This window comes from Salinimicrobium oceani, assembly GCF_012037645.1.
Genome location: NZ_JAAVJR010000004.1, coordinates 190,125 through 205,586, shown reverse-complemented (window position 1 = coordinate 205,586; position 15,462 = coordinate 190,125). Strand labels below are relative to the sequence as shown.

Annotated in this window: 14 protein-coding genes; 5 read left to right on the top strand and 9 right to left on the bottom strand. The window is 41.8% G+C overall.

The window, feature by feature from the left end; all coding sequences use genetic code 11:
• Positions 1 to 6: 6 nt before the first annotated feature.
• From HC175_RS08890 to trmB, 6 genes are all read right to left on the bottom strand, one after another.
• A complete protein-coding gene (locus HC175_RS08890) occupies positions 7 to 1,068 on the bottom strand; it encodes an NAD(P)/FAD-dependent oxidoreductase (protein ID WP_168138134.1) in 1,062 nt (353 codons plus the stop codon).
• 26 nt (positions 1,069 to 1,094) lie between these two features.
• Positions 1,095 to 1,337, bottom strand: coding sequence for a NifU family protein (locus tag HC175_RS08885; protein ID WP_168138133.1), 243 nt, complete (start codon positions 1,335 to 1,337; stop codon positions 1,095 to 1,097).
• A gap of 2 nt (positions 1,338 to 1,339) precedes the next feature.
• A complete protein-coding gene (locus HC175_RS08880; protein ID WP_168138132.1) occupies positions 1,340 to 2,467 on the bottom strand; it encodes an Mrp/NBP35 family ATP-binding protein in 1,128 nt (375 codons plus the stop codon).
• 125 nt (positions 2,468 to 2,592) lie between these two features.
• Positions 2,593 to 2,919: an MGMT family protein gene (locus HC175_RS08875; RefSeq protein ID WP_168138131.1), complete on the bottom strand. Its 327-nt coding sequence runs from the start codon at positions 2,917 to 2,919 to the stop codon at positions 2,593 to 2,595.
• A complete protein-coding gene (locus tag HC175_RS08870; RefSeq protein ID WP_168138130.1) occupies positions 2,919 to 3,542 on the bottom strand; it encodes a LysE family transporter in 624 nt (207 codons plus the stop codon). The genes HC175_RS08875 and HC175_RS08870 overlap by 1 nt, the downstream gene beginning before the upstream one ends.
• Positions 3,543 to 3,547: 5 nt before the next feature.
• Positions 3,548 to 4,222, bottom strand: coding sequence for a tRNA (guanosine(46)-N7)-methyltransferase TrmB (trmB, locus tag HC175_RS08865; RefSeq protein WP_168138129.1), 675 nt, complete (start codon positions 4,220 to 4,222; stop codon positions 3,548 to 3,550).
• A 67-nt stretch (positions 4,223 to 4,289) separates the two neighbouring features.
• Between trmB and HC175_RS08860 the strand changes: the two genes are divergently transcribed.
• A complete protein-coding gene (locus tag HC175_RS08860; protein ID WP_168138128.1) occupies positions 4,290 to 5,345 on the top strand; it encodes a glycosyltransferase in 1,056 nt (351 codons plus the stop codon).
• Here the strand turns inward: HC175_RS08860 and HC175_RS08855 are convergent.
• On the bottom strand, positions 5,283 to 6,359 hold the full coding sequence (locus tag HC175_RS08855; protein ID WP_168138127.1) for a sensor histidine kinase: 1,077 nt from the start codon (positions 6,357 to 6,359) through the stop codon (positions 5,283 to 5,285). The genes HC175_RS08860 and HC175_RS08855 overlap by 63 nt on opposite strands.
• Positions 6,359 to 7,045: a response regulator transcription factor gene (locus HC175_RS08850; RefSeq protein WP_168138126.1), complete on the bottom strand. Its 687-nt coding sequence runs from the start codon at positions 7,043 to 7,045 to the stop codon at positions 6,359 to 6,361. The genes HC175_RS08855 and HC175_RS08850 overlap by 1 nt, the downstream gene beginning before the upstream one ends.
• A 571-nt stretch (positions 7,046 to 7,616) precedes the next feature.
• Here HC175_RS08850 and HC175_RS08845 point away from each other — a divergent pair.
• The 4 genes from HC175_RS08845 to HC175_RS08830 all read left to right on the top strand — a co-directional run bounded on the left by HC175_RS08845 (position 7,617) and on the right by HC175_RS08830 (position 13,985).
• Positions 7,617 to 10,409 carry a TonB-dependent receptor gene (locus tag HC175_RS08845; protein ID WP_235942565.1) on the top strand — a complete coding sequence of 931 codons (2,793 nt, stop codon included), beginning with the start codon at positions 7,617 to 7,619 and terminating at the stop codon, positions 10,407 to 10,409.
• 45 nt (positions 10,410 to 10,454) lie between these two features.
• Positions 10,455 to 12,434 (top strand): hypothetical protein, encoded by a 1,980-nt coding sequence (locus tag HC175_RS08840; RefSeq protein WP_168138125.1) that lies wholly within the window; start codon positions 10,455 to 10,457, stop codon positions 12,432 to 12,434.
• Positions 12,435 to 12,603: 169 nt separating this feature from the next.
• Positions 12,604 to 12,960 (top strand): T9SS type A sorting domain-containing protein, encoded by a 357-nt coding sequence (locus HC175_RS08835; protein ID WP_168138124.1) that lies wholly within the window; start codon positions 12,604 to 12,606, stop codon positions 12,958 to 12,960.
• Between the two features lie 47 nt (positions 12,961 to 13,007).
• On the top strand, positions 13,008 to 13,985 hold the full coding sequence (locus HC175_RS08830; RefSeq protein WP_168138279.1) for a LuxE/PaaK family acyltransferase: 978 nt from the start codon (positions 13,008 to 13,010) through the stop codon (positions 13,983 to 13,985).
• Between the two features lie 132 nt (positions 13,986 to 14,117).
• On the opposite strand, the gene tyrS is transcribed toward HC175_RS08830, so the two are convergent.
• On the bottom strand, positions 14,118 to 15,413 hold the full coding sequence (gene tyrS / locus HC175_RS08825) for a tyrosine--tRNA ligase (protein ID WP_168138123.1): 1,296 nt from the start codon (positions 15,411 to 15,413) through the stop codon (positions 14,118 to 14,120).
• Positions 15,414 to 15,462: the final 49 nt, after the last annotated feature.

Sequence of the window (15,462 nt, the reverse complement as noted above, 5' to 3'; positions counted from 1 at the left end):
TGGTTTTCAATTAATACTTTTTACTACTTCTCTTTTCGCTTCCTTCTTGCTGCCGTCAAACCCATTTACTCCACTTACGGTAGTGTATTTCATGACATATTTCTTATCGGGGAAGATGCGTTGGTAGGCACTTTGGCACATGATCGCAGCTTCATGGAACCCACAAAGGATCAATTTTAGTTTTCCCGGATATGTATTTACATCGCCAATGGCATAGATTCCCGGCACGTTAGTTTGGTAGTCATAGCTGTTGTCGACCTTGATCGCGTTCTTCTCGATCTCCAGCCCCCAGTTCGCAATTGGTCCCAGTTTTGGGGAAAGTCCGAAGAGCGGAATAAAGTAATCTGTCTCTTTGACCTCTTCTTCTGAAGCATTCCCGTTGTGTCTTATCACTACCGATTCTAATGCACCTTCACCATTCAGGCCTACTACTTCTGCCTGGGTAATGAGGTTGATTTTTCCTATTTTAGAGAGTTCAGAAACTTTCTCTACGGAATCTAATGCGCCACGGAATTCATTTCTTCTGTGAACCAGGGAAACTTCCGAAGCTACTTCAGAAAGATAGATGGCCCAGTCCAGAGCCGAATCTCCACCCCCGGCGATCACCACACGTTTGTTGCGGTAATCTTCAGGTTCCTTGATCATATAAGCCACTCCGTTATTTTCGTATTTTGAAATATTAGGAATAGGTGGTTTACGGGGTTCGAAACTTCCAAGTCCGCCGGCAATTACAACTACCGGTGCCTGGTGTCTTGTCCCTTCGCTTGTAGTAACTATAAAAGAACCGTCTTCCAGTTTTTCTATGGTCTCTGCCCTTTCCCCAAGTGTAAAACCTGGTTCAAAAGGACGAATTTGCTCCATGAGGTTATCTACAAGGTCGCCAGCCAGTATCTCTGGAAATGCCGGAATATCATAAATAGGTTTCTTTGGATAGATCTCTGAACACTGTCCTCCTGGCTGAGGCAAGGCGTCTATCAAATGACATTTCAACTTTAATAATCCTGCTTCAAACACGGCAAAAAGGCCCGTAGGCCCCGCGCCGATAATCAACATATCTGTTTTAATCATTCCGTCTTGTTTTGTGAAGTGCCTTGTTATTTCTCGATATTCAGCACTTTCTCGATTTGAGGTACGTATCGTTTAATGGTCATCTCAACGCCGGACTTAAGGGTCATGGTATTCACACTACAACCTACGCAAGCTCCCTCGAGCTGCACCTTTACCAGCCGGTCATCTTCTATGCTGATAAGAGAAATATCTCCTCCATCATTTTTAAGGAAAGGTCTAATTTCTTCAAGAGCCCTTTCTACGTTTAACCTAACTTCTTCGCTTGTCATGACTATTTATTAACTGCACTACAGCCGGCCATAGTGGTGATTTTAATTGCTTCGGTAGGAGGTAAGCTTTTGTTGCGCTTCACCGTTTCCTGTACCACGTTTTGGGTAAGTAGCTCCAGGGCATCAGATAATGGTGTATTTTCCTGTAAGGCAGCAGGATGACCTATATCACCCGCTTCTCTTATACTCTGCACCAATGGAATCTCCCCCAGGAATGGAACCTGCAGGTCTTCGGCCAACAACTTAGCTCCTTCCCTTCCAAAAATGTAATATTTATTATCTGGCAGCTCTTCCGGAGTAAAGTATGCCATGTTCTCTATAATTCCGAGAACAGGAACATTAATACTTTCCTGCTGGAACATAGCTACTCCTTTACGGGCATCGGCCAGAGCTACGTTTTGCGGAGTACTTACCACAACTGCTCCAGTTAAAGGAAGGGACTGCATGATCGAAAGATGAATATCTCCTGTTCCCGGAGGAAGATCTACCAATAAAAAATCCAGCTCGCCCCAGGCAGCATCAAAGATCATTTGATTCAATGCTTTTGCAGCCATTGGTCCCCTCCAGATCACCGCCTGATTTGGCTGCGTGAAAAAACCTATTGAAAGTAATTTTACACCGTGATTCTCGACAGGTTTCATCTTTGATTTTCCATCTACATTCACAGAAAGCGGCCGCTCTGTTTGTACATCAAACATTATAGGCATCGATGGGCCGTAAATATCTGAATCCAGAAGACCTACTTTAAATCCCATTTTTGCGAGGGTAACTGCAAGATTTGCAGTTACAGTAGATTTACCTACGCCTCCTTTTCCAGAAGCAACAGCAATGATATTTTTAATTCCGGGAATAGATTTCCCTTTGATCTCAGTTTTCTCGGGTGCCTGTACTTTGATATTTACCTTCACCTTTGCTTTTTGGTGAACATGTTCATGAATGGTCTTCATCACGTCAACCTCTGCACGTTTTTTAATATGAAGTGCTGGCGTAGTGAGCAGGAGATCCACAACTACCTCGTCACCAAAGGTCATAATGTTCTGAACCGCACCACTTTCCACCATATTCTTACTATCCCCAGAAACCGAAATTTTTTCCAGAGCCTCTAATATATCTTTACGATTAAGTTTCATGCTGTATTACTTGATATTTCTGAACCTTATATAGATTCATTCTAAATGCAAATATAAGCGGAAAAGCTAAGATAACGAAGTTATTACCCTTTTTTAAAGATCAGAAAAACTGATGGTGAAATAAGCTAAAGTTCTGCTGAAGGATCCCAAAAATGCTGCTGAAAATTGACGATCTTATCTTCCTCGATCTGCACACCTTCAGCCTCGAGCATCTGCTCCATAAGCCTAGTCCCTGGAAAATGATGTTTGCCTGTAAGAAGACCATTTCGGTTAACCACTCTGTGTGCCGGAATATCCTCCATCTTTGATGCATTATTCATAGCCCAGCCCACCATCCTGGCACTCCCGCTGGCTCCTATAAAATTGGCAATGGCTCCATAACTGGTGACCTTTCCTCTGGGAATTTGCTTCACCACCTCATAGACCCTGTCAAAGAAAGAAGTTTCGGTCATTACTGCGTATAAATTCTAATGAAGGTGATGATCACAAGGATGAGCATTAATCCGGCCATAAAGTAATTGGAGTACTTCGCGAAGAAGGTACCTTCGGCTTCTATTTTCGCAAAAAAAAGGGCGTACAAATAGAGGGTTGTAAAAGTGCCGAGCGCAGCGGCAATGACAAATACAGTGTTGTTAAGCAGATGATAATCTACATCTCCATTGACATTTAGAGCTGCAGCAAGAGCAACGAAAAAGGGAATTGGAAAGATATTAAGCGCTCCTATGACCATTCCCTTTAGCACACTTTTCACGCCTGAAGTTGAGGTTACCTCGACCTCTTTTCTTCTTCGCTGTGCCATTAAGAGAAAATAAAACATCATGATAAGGAATATCACAAAACCAGCTCTTAGCAGTATACTGTTGATATAGGCATTATCGAATATATAGCGGGCCAGCATAATGGCTAAAGCAGCCTGCAGTACAACAACTAAAGATGCACCAAAAGCCATAAAAACCCCATTTGCCTTTCCTCTTTTAAGGCAGGTCTTGGCAACACTCATGTTCACCAATCCCGGCGGGACCACCCCAAGTAAGGCCGCAAAATAGGTAATAAGGAAAATACGGGTTTCCTCCAATGCTCTTATTTTATCCTAAACTGTACATAAGTTATAGGCTTTCCCTGCTCAAGATACTGTTTTTCGTAAAATGTCTGGATACCTGTTACTTCTTTTGGAGAATATTCATTTTTGTAAACATCATGATTTGCCTGGATCACTTCATGCCCTTCACCATGCAGGAGACCTAACGTATAACCATGCATGAATTCACTATCGGTCTTAAGATTGACCAGCCCCTGGGGCTTGAGGATCTTCTTGTACTTTTGAAGAAATTCAGAATTTGTCATGCGGTGCTTGGTGCGCTTGTATTTGATCTGTGGATCGGGAAAGGTGATCCAGATCTCGTCAACCTCATCTTCGGCAAAGAGAAGGTCGATCAATTCGATCTGACTTCTAAGAAAGCCCACATTATCGAGCCCTTCTTCCAGAGCGGTCTTTGCACCTCTCCAGAATCTGGCACCTTTGATATCAATTCCTAAGAAATTCTTTTCGGGGAAAGCCTGGGCAAGGCCTACACTGTACTCTCCTTTTCCGCAGCCTAATTCGAGTACAATAGGTTTATTGTTCTTAAAGAAATTTTCACTCCAGTTACCTTTTAAATAAAAATCTCCATCAACGACTTCTTCCCGGGTAGGTTGAACCACATTTGCAAATGTTTCATTTTCTCTAAACCGCCTTAATTTATTTTTACTTCCCACCTGAAAATTTAATATTTTGGTAAAATTAAATAAAATCCCTCACAGGCCTTTAATTTATATTTGTTTTATGCGAAGTAGAAGGGTTCTGGTTGCGCCAATTAACTGGGGATTAGGCCACGCCACACGATGCATTCCACTTATAAAAAAGCTGGAAGAAAAAGGTTTTACTCCTATCATAGCATCTGATGGTGCTGCACTTCAACTGCTGAAAAAGGAATTTCCGCAGCTAAAAGCTTTCGAGCTACCCGCCTATAACATCACTTACACAAACAGAGGAAGTCTTTTGAAATGGAAGCTCCTTTTGGATAGTCCGCACATCCTGAAGAACATCAAAAAAGAAAAACAAGCCACTCGCGCTTTGGTCGAGAAGCTGAATTTACACGGGATAATTTCTGATAGCCGGTTTGGAGTGCGACATAAACATTTGCCTAATGTTTTTATTACCCATCAGCTCAACGTTCTCTCTGGCAACACTACTTTCTTAAGCAGCAGGCTTCACCAGCGCTATATAAGAAAATACGACCAGTGCTGGGTGCCCGACTCGCCGGGCAGGCCCAATCTTAGTGGTTACCTTGGTCATGCCAGCAAACAACCCGATGTTGTAAAATACATGGGAATTATTAGCAGGTTTCAGAAAAAACAGACCTCTCAAAAATATGATTTTATGGTGCTGCTTTCCGGGCCCGAACCTCAAAGGTCACTTCTTGAAACACGATTGTTGAAGCAACTACATTCTTTGAACAGCAGCATACTGTTCGTTAGAGGAATTATAAAAGATGAACCACCCATTACTGGATCAAAGATCGAGGTCAAAAATTACCTTTTTGGAAAAGAACTGGAGGACGCTCTTAACAGCAGTGAGGTAATCATTGCACGTTCCGGGTACACCACCCTGATGGATCTCGCGAAACTTGAAAAAAAGGCTTTTTTCATTCCCACCCCAGGTCAATTTGAACAGGAATATCTCGCAGAGCGAATGTTGAAACTTGGTTATGCACCTTATTGTAAGCAGGAGGAATTCAGCTGGGAAAAATTGGAGGAGGTGAAAAATTTCAGCGGATTAAAGGACCCCGGATTTATCTGCGACTTTTCTCGCCTTTTTGGCCTTTTTAAGGGTGAATGAGAATTCACTGCCTATGCCATGAGTACTTTCCACAAAGATCTTTTCCTTGTGCGCTTCAAGCAAGTGTTTGACAATGGCCAAACCAAGACCCGAGCCACCTTCTTTCCTGGAGCCACTTTTGTCTACCCTGTAAAAACGTTCGAAAAGCCTTGGAATATGCTCCTTTTGGATCCCCTCACCATTATCATTTATTCTAATGATGATCTTTCTTTTTGAATGCTCTTCTATTGAAACCTCTGTAGTTCCGTCATTTTTACCATACTTTATAGAATTGACAATAAGATTGGTAATGACCTGTTGTATCCTTTCCTTATCTGCCTTTACCCACATTGGAGCGTATTCAGACTCGAAATTCAGGGTAATATTTTTCTTGGCCGCTTTCATTTCCAGCAGATCAAAAACATTCTGCACCAATTCTACCACATCAAATGCTTCAGGCTTCAGTCTTAATTCTCCTGTTTCCAGTTTTGTGATCATGTCCAGATCCTGAACTATATAAACCAGGCGCTCCACTCCTTTAGCAGCACGCGACAAATATTGCTTTCTTACTGTTTTGTCTTTCATTGCTCCGTCCAAAAGGGTTTCAATATATCCCTGCACGGTAAAAAGCGGGGTTTTTAGTTCATGGGAAATGTTACCCATGAATTCCTTACGGTAGGAATCTCGCACCTTTAAAGCTTCAATTTCCAGTTTTTTGCCTTCGGCGAATTTCTGCACCTCTTGAGAAAGCGTAGTCATATCTGTAGTGACTTGTTCTGGATTTAAAGGAGTCGCACTAAGCATGCTCACATTTTCGTAGATCTTTTTGATCTTCTTGTAAATGAAAAATTCTACCCGATACTGAATAATAAGAAAGGCAAAAATGAAGCAAGAAAAAGCATAAAGCAGCAAAGCCCATTCTGAATAAGCGTCATAAATAACAAGGAAAACAGCAGAGACTGCTGTTAAGAAAAGACTGACGTAAATCGAGGTCTTTACCGCAAATTTATATGAGCGCCTAAAAGTTTTTGCCATTATTCTACAAACTTGTAACCTACGCCTTTGATGGTTCTAATGCTTTCATCTCCTATCTTTTCCCGTAATTTTCTAATGTGAACATCAATGGTGCGGCCGCCTACTACTACTTCATTACCCCAAACTCTTTCCAGGATCTCATCTCTCTGAAAAACTCTGCCTGGCTGAGAGGTCAGTAAGTACAACAATTCGAATTCTTTGCGAGGCAACATGATAATTTCCTCCCCTCTTGTCACCTTATACTCCTCACGATTGATCTCAAGATCGCCCGCAGTTATTATTTCGGCTCTCGCAGGTGCACCTTCGTTGAGACGCCTAAGCAAGGCCTTTACTTTACTTATTAAGACCTTTGGCTTAATAGGTTTGGTGATATAATCATCTGCCCCGGCATCAAAACCTGCCATTTGAGAATAGTCTTCCCCCCGGGCGGTTAGGAATGTGATCAACGTATTGGCAAGCTCTGGATCTTTTCTCATTTGTATACAGGTCTCCATACCATCCATCTCGGGCATCATTACATCGAGGATGATAAGATGAGGTTTTTGTTTCCTGGCCACTTTTAAGGCTTCCACCCCGTTTTCGGCGGTAGTTACTTTATAGCCTTCTGCAGCGAGATTGTACCGAATGATCTCTATAATATCTGGTTCATCATCGACTAACAAAATACAAATGTCACTTTTTTTCATCTTATCTAGTTCTTTTACAAATATCGTTTAAAGAGATCTTAATTCATAGCTATGTGAAGACTAAGGTTGTGAGGTGGCAGATGCTGTTTTTCTGCACCCACAAAGCCCCTCAAAAATATCTATTCTCCCCCTTTCTAATGTAAACTAAAAATTATCAAAAGATTACTGAAGCGTTAGGCCATTCCATATACTGCAGGTTCTATTGCTCTGATTTTTTCTGCGGAAAATACTTCTGACCATTTTACATCCTGAAAAACACGCACTTCTACCTGGCGAAAACCCTTACATGATTTATGCATCAGGGGTTTAAAACGCCACGACTTCTACTTCCACAGGAAATGGATCAGCCAAAAATATCTGAATTAATAAAATCCTGCACCCTCGCCACATGCTGAAATTAACAGTGAGGAAACCTGGCGGAAAGGGTTATTTAACAATGATTACATAATGTCCGCCCGCCAAAGTGCTGCACTTAATATTGGGATAACCTAGAAGTGATAGTTGTTTAAAATGAGGTTAACACTGCATTTACACTTCAAGTCTTTCTTTGCGGCATAGAAATTCGACAAAAATGAGAAGTATTTTATTTTTTGCAATTATGGCTTTTTCGACACTCGCCATTCAAGCGCAAAATCCAGAAACCGGTACTATAGCCGGAAAACTCGTAGACAAAGAAATGCAGGGGGAACCGTTGCCTTTTGCTAATGTTTTACTAAAAGGGTCTACCAAGGGAGCCACTACAGATATGGATGGGCTTTATTCCCTGGATAACCTGGAACCAGGGATTTACACTATTGTGTTTAGCTTCCTTGGATATGAAACTCTTGAAGTTCCAAATGTAGAGGTGGTAGCCAACAAAGTTACCGAAGTAAATTCAGAATTAGGGAGTAGCGCAGCTTCTCTTGACGAAGTAGTAATAAATACAGTTTCAAGAAGAGATTCAGAAGTCGCCCTGCTCCTGGAACAAAAGAGAGCAATTGACATTAAAGAAAGTATTGGAGCAAAACAGTTGTCAAAAATGGGAGTTTCTGATGTCGCTACTGCTACTTCAAAGATTTCGGGCGTTACTACAAGTGAAGCTTCAGGAGATCTTTTTGTAAGAGGGCTTGGAGACCGTTACCTCTATACGACCTTTAATGGCCTGCCTGTTCCTTCTGATGATGTGGAGAGAAAAAACATAGATCTGGGATTATTTTCGACAAGTGTAATTCAAAATGTTAGTATAAGCAAAACCTACTCCGCAGAAAATTCAGCCGATCAGGCTTCCGGAACAATTGATATTACCTCCAGGGAGCTGGCAGGGAAAAAGGAATTTGAGCTGGGGCTTGATGCCGGGATTAATACAAATGTAATTGGGCAGTTTAAAAGCTTCAAAGTTTCTACCAACCAGAAAGATGTGACTGCAGGTTTCTATAGCCAAAAAATGTCCACTGAAAGTGCGTTGAATAACCAGGCCTGGGATCCGCAGATCAACGATTTCCCTGTGAACCGAGGTTACTCTTTAACAGCAGGAACAAATATTGGTGGAAAGGCAAGACTCCTGTTTACAGGATCACGGGATATCTCTTTTGAATACAACGAAGGAACCTTTCGAGAATTTAGGAGCAATAACCTTTACGATCTTTTCTCGGATGTAGAAATTTTCAGGAAAACTGAAAATATAACGGCTTTATTGGACCTTGGCTACAGATTAAACGACAGGAACAGGATCAAAGTCACCAGCTTATTCATTAACAAACTTACTGATGAAGTTTATGAAAGCGGCCGAAATGCTGAAGGCGTAGTATTCGAAGAGACTTCTCCTTCAGAAAATCTGAACCAGTTTGTTCGCGATCAAAATATAAAACAAACACGACTTTGGGTTAACCAGCTCCATGGCAGCCATGACCTCTCGGAAAGAAACGAACTGGAATGGGCTTTAGGATATAACCTTGTCAATGCCGATGAACCTAACAGGATAAGGAATGAGGTAAACATAGATGGAGAAGGCTTTGTACAATTAGGTCGCATGGGGGGATTTCAACAAAGAAAATCTTCTCAGAGAATTGATGATACAGAGATCAATGCCTTCCTTCAGGATAAAATCACCTTCCTAAAAGAGCATGAAGACAATAAGGATGTATTCCTTTTATTAGGTGCTAATTTCAGAAATAAACAACGTGACTTCATTTCACGATTTTTCGGGGTAACAGAAAGCAGCTTCAACACCATTCATCCTCCCTCTATAGATCAGCTTTCTGAAGTCTTTACTACCGAAAATTTCCAGAATGGAAAGCTTAGAATACGAAGATTATCTCCAGATGTTTATGATGCCAGGCTACAGTCCTATAGTGGTTTTGCTAATTTAAACTTCGGCTTTGGAAAATGGAATTTCAATGCTGGAGCAAGGTATCAGGTCGACGAACTGGATGTGAATTTTGATGTAAATAATTATCCTTCCACGCTGCCCCAGTTCACAAATAAGGATTACGACAATATCTATCCAAGCCTAAATTTAAAATATTCTTATACTGAGAATTCAAACTTCAGGCTGGCGGTGAGCAGGACGATCACAATTCCTGAATTTAAAGAAATCGCGCCGTTTGAATACGTTTCTCAAACCGGCCAGATCACCAGAGGAAATCCAGATCTCGAAGCTTCTACAAATTTCAACCTCGATCTCAAGTATGAATTTTTCCCAAGCGCAGGAGAGCTGATCTCCCTTACCGGATTCTTCAAAGAGATAAAGGATCCCATAAACAGAGTACAGGACAGAGGGGCGGCCGGTGTCTTTTCCTTTTTTAATGCAGGAGAAAAGGCCAATGTTTTTGGGATTGAATTGGGCACTAATGTAGATATTATAAAAAATGAAGATTCTCAAGGTATTGAATTACAGGCAGGCCTTAATGCCACCAGGATGTGGCATGAACAGGATCTTAAAAATGTCTATAGAGATGGCAGGTTTATAAGAACTTTCCAGTACAATGGTAAATCTTCTGTAGGACTACAAGGTGCTTCAGACTGGATCTTTAACGGATCAATAAACCTTAGCACCCAGTCTTCCAATCCTTTTCAGGCTACCCTGGTAGCTAATTATGCGTCAGACAAAATTTATGCTCTTGGGGCACCAGAGGTTCAAACTCAGACAGCAGTTTTTTATAACGATGAGATCATTGAAAAAGGTTTTGTAACGCTGGATCTAGTGCTCAACCAGAAATTTGGTGAACACTGGGATCTTCAGCTAAGCGGAAAAAACCTTTTAAATCCGGAAGTAAAAAGAGTACAGAATATTAGACCCAGCACTACGGGTGTCGAAAATGCCGAAACTGTAAGGTCTTATACCAGCGGCACTGTACTAAGCCTCGGAATAAACTATTCATTTTAACCACATATACAACAAACAACTATTTAAACTTTAATCTTTTTGAAAATGAAAAACGCAACTAAAACCATTTACCTATTACTCTTTATTCTTATTGGACTTGCTGCTACAGGCTGCAGTAATGACGATGAAAATTTGGAGCCAATTGATCCCGTTGGCGGGAATATTGACCCTGCTAATCTTGAGGGCAGCGTAGACAACAACGTGACCTTCGACCCGACAGAAACCTACCGACTTACAGGAATCCTTTCCGTTGAAAGCGGCGCCACCCTTACCATTCCCGCAGGCACTCAAATCGTAGCCAATACTGATGCCGATGAAAATCCTGCGACAGGTATTTATATCGTTGTACAGCAAGGAGGAAAGATCAATATCCAGGGAACAGCATCTGCCCCTGTCGTAATGCGCTCTGCAAGTGGTGAAGCCGGAAGCTGGGGCGGCCTTATCATCGCCGGGAATGCCAACTCTACTGCAGGAATTGATGCAACTGCCGAAGTTGGAGGAATAATTTACGGAGGTGATGATACTTCAGACAATTCGGGTTCTATTAATTATCTCGTACTTTCTGATGCAGGGGCTCAGATCAACGCAGATTCTCAGTTCAACGGGCTATCTCTCTATGGTGTGGGATCAGGAACTTCGATCCAGAATGTCGCTATCCTCAATGGATCTGATGACGGTGTGGAATTTTTTGGAGGTGCTGTTTCAGTCACCAACCTGTACCTCGAAAACAACGAGGATGATGCCGTAGACTGGACCGAAGGATGGAATGGTTCTGCCAACAATGTCTATGTACTTCACACCATCGAAAACTTTTCTACAGCAATTGAAGCCGATGGAGCTAACGGAAATCCTTTGATCAATAATTTTACTGCAGTTTCCACAACAGGAGGTACCGCTTTGCAGTTCAAAAAGCAATCTGGAGCAACAATTACGGGATTATCGCTGTCGGGTTATGATACTTCTGTTGACATTACTGAAGCCGGAAGAACAGATCTTTCTGCAATCCAGATAGATGGAGAAGATGCCGATCCTTCTTTAAATTACGCCGTAACCCCTACTGTAGATGCTGCCAGTTTCAATTGGGTTAATAACAGGGCCGAAGTTTCTGTACTTCCAGCAACGATCGATACAGATTTTTCTCTCGAAGCGAACGCACACTACCTTATCAACGGAGTAGTTTCTGTAGAAGAAGGTGCCACCCTAACCATCCCTGAAGGTGTAAGAATTACAGCAAGAACTGACGATAATACCGAAGCTACAGAGGTTTATATTGTTGTGCAGCGTGGTGCAATGATAGATATCAATGGCACCGAAAACAATCCGGTGATCATGTCATCCACTTCGGGGAATTCTGGAAGCTGGGGCGGACTGGTTATTGCGGGAAATGCCAGATCTACGGCCGGAATCGAGGCTACAGCTGAGGTTGGAGGAATAATTTATGGAGGTGAAAATTCTGAAGATAGCTCGGGTTCTATTGAATACCTCATCATTTCAGATGCTGGAGCACAGATCAATCCTGAATCCCAGTACAATGGCCTTACTCTTTATGCCGTAGGATCTGGCACCACTATAGAGAACGTCGCTATTATGAATGGCGCAGATGATGGGGTGGAATTTTTTGGAGGTTCTGTTTCAGTGACTAACCTTTATCTTGAAAATAACGAAGATGATGCCGTAGACTGGACCGAAGGATGGAATGGAACTATTACGAATACCTATGTGCGCCATACCATTGAGAATTTTTCTACTGCTATTGAAGCCGATGGAGAAAACGGAAACCCAAAAATCGAAAATTTCACTGCTGTCTCAACAACAGGTGGCACGGCTCTGCAATTCAAAAAATATTCTGGAGCAACTATTACCGGCCTTTCTCTCTCTGGCTATGATACAAACCTGGAAATTACGGAAGCAGGAAGAACGGATCTCTCTGGAATTCAAATAGGTGGGATAGCAGCAAGTATTACCGCCGCTTATGATGCTGCTGCCACTGTTGATGTAGCAAGCTTTGCATGGGTTAACTTTTAACCTTATTTGTTTTAGCCAATTAAGAAGTTGATCTTCAAGTAAAAAGGCTGCCTAACGGTAGCCTTTTCTTATTTATTGTGTAATTTTTTCAATTTAACTTTTCTGAAGGTAAAATTTGGTGCGGTTTTTGAATTTTTTATTGTAATTTTGATTTGATACTTAGCTGAAAATGAAACAACTCTACTTGTACCCCCTTATGATCATTGGCCTTTTGCTTTTAGCAAGTCCGGCCTCTGCACAGGTATCTCCGCAGGAAACTGCCGCTAGAATGGATACTTCTGTTAAAGAAGTACCTATTGACGGGCTTTCCATTTATCCTAATCCTGCATCAGGTCAGAAAGTGTATATCAATACCAGAGAGGGTAAACCTAAGAAAGTAGAGATCTATAATGTCCTAGGAAACGCTATTCTTTCTGCCCAACTCATTGGTAACGAGCTCAATATTTCAGCTTTAGAGCCTGGAGTATATATCATGAAGATCCAGGAAGGTAAGAGTACAGCAACCCGAAAGCTAGTAGTGCGTTAATTATATTCCTTCTATTTATTAATTAACTTTGCGGCTTCACAAGCATGATGAAGCCAGAACACATATTTTCTATTTCCTCCTCAAAAGAATTTGCAGATATTTCACTGCAGGTTTTTGAATTTCAATACACTTCTAATAAAGTATATCAGCAATTCTGTGACCACCTGGGGCGCAATCCCAAAAATGTGAACCATCTCCGGGAGATACCCTTTTTGCCCATAGAATTCTTCAAATCGCATCGCATTCTAACTTCAAATACGAATGAAGAAATTACTTTTACGAGTAGCGGCACAACGGGGCAGCAAACCAGTAAACATTATGTTTCAACTGTGGCCATTTATGAGGAAAGTTTCCGCAGGTGCTTTGAGATTTTCTACGGAAGTGTGGAAGACTATAATATTCTTGCTTTACTGCCATCTTATCTCGAGCGATCCGGGTCTTCGTTGATCTACATGGTTCAGGATCTCGTCAAAAACAGCAAAAAGGAAGACAGTGGTTTCTATTTGCATGACCTGGATGCCCTGGCCCATAAACTTAAAAAGCTGGAACAGAAGAAAGAGAAAACTTTGCTCATTGGAGTTTCGTTTGCGCTACTTGATCTTGCCGAAAAATATGATCTGCAACTAAATCACACTGTTGTAATGGAAACAGGAGGCATGAAGGGCCGCCGAAAAGAAATGATACGCGCAGAACTTCATGAGATACTTAAAAAGGGATTGGGCGTAGAAAATATCCACAGCGAGTATGGCATGACCGAATTGCTTTCCCAGGCATACGCCCTCAAAAATGGCATTTTTGAATGCCCTCCCTGGATGCAGCTCGTTATACGAGATCCTGAAGATGCACTGACATTATCGCCCACAGGAAAAACCGGTGGTATCAACGTGATCGATCTGGCCAATATTAATTCCTGCTCTTTTATTGCTACTCAGGATTTAGGAAAGACTTTGGAAGACGGAAAAACAGAGATTCTGGGGCGATTCGACAACAGCGATATAAGAGGGTGCAACCTGATGGTTTTTTAACAAAAAAATTTTTAATGCACCTGTAAGGAACTGATTTTCTGCCGACTTACTTTACGGTTAGATTATGTTTTCATAATTGGTTGGTTAGTTAGTAGCCCCCTTAGCTCCAAAAGCAAGGGGGCTTACTTTTTACTATTCAACCCTTATGATATAGGTATTTCTTTTGCCTTTGTTGATGATCACATACTTGTTGTTGAGCAAGTCCTGACTGGTGATCGTATAATCTTCACCAACTTTTTCCTTATTCACAGAAATCGAATTCTCTTTTAGTGCTCTTCGGGCTTCCCCATTGGAACTTAAAAATTCGGTTTTAGCAGAAAGTGCAGCAATCATATCCAAACCAGCATCAATATCTTCTCTAGCCACCTTTGCTTGTGGCACGCCTTCAAAAACATCCAGGAAAGTTGCTTCATTCAGGTTCTTGAGGTCCTGTGCAGTACTCTTACCAAATAGAACGTCAGAGGCTTTAACTGCATTGTCGTATTCCTCACGAGAGTGCACCATCACAGTGATCTCTTCTGCCAGTTTTCGCTGTAACTGTCTTAAATGTGGCGCTTCCTTATGTTCTGCAACCAAACCTTCAATTTCCTCTTTTGAAAGGAAAGTAAATATTTTTATGAACCGCTCTGCATCTTCATCACTGGTGTTAAGCCAGTACTGGTAAAATTTGTATGGCGAAGTACGTTCTGCATCCAGCCAAACATTGCCGGCCTCACTTTTTCCGAATTTAGTTCCATCGGCTTTAGTGATCAACGGGCAGGTAAGGGCATATCCCTTACCGTCACCAATTCTTCGAATAAGCTCTGTTCCTGTCGTGATGTTTCCCCACTGGTCACTTCCGCCCATTTGAAGCGTACAGTTCAACTCCCTGAACAAATGCAGGAAATCATATCCTTGAACGAGCTGGTATGTGAATTCTGTAAAAGACATTCCTTCGGAAGCATCTGAAGAAAGACGTTTTTTCACGCTTTCCTTAGACATCATATAATTAACTGTAATATGCTTTCCTACGTCTCGTATAAAATCGAGAAAACTGAAATTTTTCATCCAGTCGTAGTTATTCACAAGGATAGCAGCATTATCTGCATCACTGTCAAAATCAAGGAAGCGTGCCAGCTGATTTTTAAGGGCATTCTGGTTCTGAAGCAGGGTAGCTTCATCAAGCAGGTTTCGTTCATTTGATTTTCCTGAAGGATCGCCAATCATTCCGGTTGCTCCTCCCACAAGAGCAACGGGCCTATGCCCAGCCTCCTGTAAATGTTTCAACATCATCACTCCTACCAGGTGTCCAATATGTAAAGAATCGGCCGTGGGATCTATACCCACATAGGCAGACCGTAGTCCCTCCATTAAGTGTTCTTCGGTACCGGGCATCACATCGTGGATCATGCCTCTCCAGGTCAATTCCTTTACAAAATTCTTACTCATCGTTCAATTTTTGAAATAACAGCCGTAAAGATACCATAAACCGCCATTT